The sequence below is a fragment of the Vibrio galatheae genome (genome assembly GCF_000967545.1).
GTDB classification, from domain to species: domain Bacteria; phylum Pseudomonadota; class Gammaproteobacteria; order Enterobacterales; family Vibrionaceae; genus Vibrio; species Vibrio galatheae.
Window position 1 is genome coordinate 1 of record NZ_JXXV01000042.1, and the last position, 1001, is coordinate 1001.

Here is a 1001-nt window from a genome sequence, read left to right on the forward strand (position 1 = left end):
AACGCGGCGTTAGGTTGCTTTAAGAATGTAGGCTTATTAGTTCGGTACTCAGCCACTTCAAGTTCATCAGTTGAAGTTACTTTCGCGTCAGTGTGGCGCGAACATTTTCGTGTGAAAGCTTCGTTTTGTGGCTAAATCTTGAGTTCAGTGATTCACCGTTTTTCAGCGTGAACGGCCAATTCAGTTGTCAGAAACCGCTTGTCCCAAAAGGCTCTGTGGTTCGGTGTTTTGAAGTTCAGCGTATTTTGGTTCAACGAACCACCGCAAATTTAGTGAAGCGCTTGTCATTAAACTTCAGTGGCTGTTGCGATGCTTTCAACATTGGTGTTCTATAGGTCAACCACTGCATTCCAAATCAGCGAAAGTGCGCGTAATAAGCATTCCTAACAAACTGCTTAAGACGGACTGCCAACGCGCGGCGGTTTTACTTCGGGTTAGGTTTGGTGTTTACGGTGGCTTGTTTAAGTTTAGTGGCAGGTTGGCAGCCACTTAGCAGGGCGTTAATAAGCTACTGTTAACAAATAGTTTTTATGGTGAGTGGCCCTGTGTTTGTTGTTGGTATTTCAGCTTCAAAACATCTTCGTCATTCGCTATCTGTTTTGTAGGTTCTTTGCTAAAAATGCCATTTGAAATTGTCGAAAGCGCTAATATGCCAACCACCATTTCAGCTTTCATTGGTTCACCGTTGTGGCAATTATCTAACCTGAACTTCAGTGGATGGCCTATCTATTGCCAGTCAAGTTTGGCGCTCGCTGAAACCTTGTTTTCGGAAGCTGTCGTGGGGCAGTAGCCAGTAAAAATCTAGTTGGTTATTGGTGTTGAATCTGGCGCGTTTTTTTAGTCCAGAACGCGTGGAAAGTACTTTATTAACAATGTGTTCAAGATGGATTCTCAACGCTCGGCAGTTTTGGTTGCAAATTTTAGTGCAGTGATTATGGTGTTTTTATTAAGTGAGGTGGGGCGTTGTTCACCACTTAACACGGCGTTATGTAATAGGAGTA

Annotated in this window: 1 protein-coding gene; it reads right to left on the minus strand. The window is 43.5% G+C overall.

The genetic code is table 11. The annotated features are described in order from the left end of the window. Nucleotides 1-528: 528 nt before the first annotated feature. On the minus strand, nucleotides 529-675 hold the full coding sequence (locus tag TW81_RS19470) for a hypothetical protein (RefSeq protein WP_204244015.1): 147 nt from the start codon (nucleotides 673-675) through the stop codon (nucleotides 529-531). Nucleotides 676-1001: the final 326 nt, after the last annotated feature.

Bases quoted from the DNA above. Each gene is read 5' to 3' on its own strand.
- TW81_RS19470 (WP_204244015.1), bottom strand. From the start codon at position 675: ATGAAAGCTGAAATGGTGGTTGGCATATTAGCGCTTTCGACAATTTCA.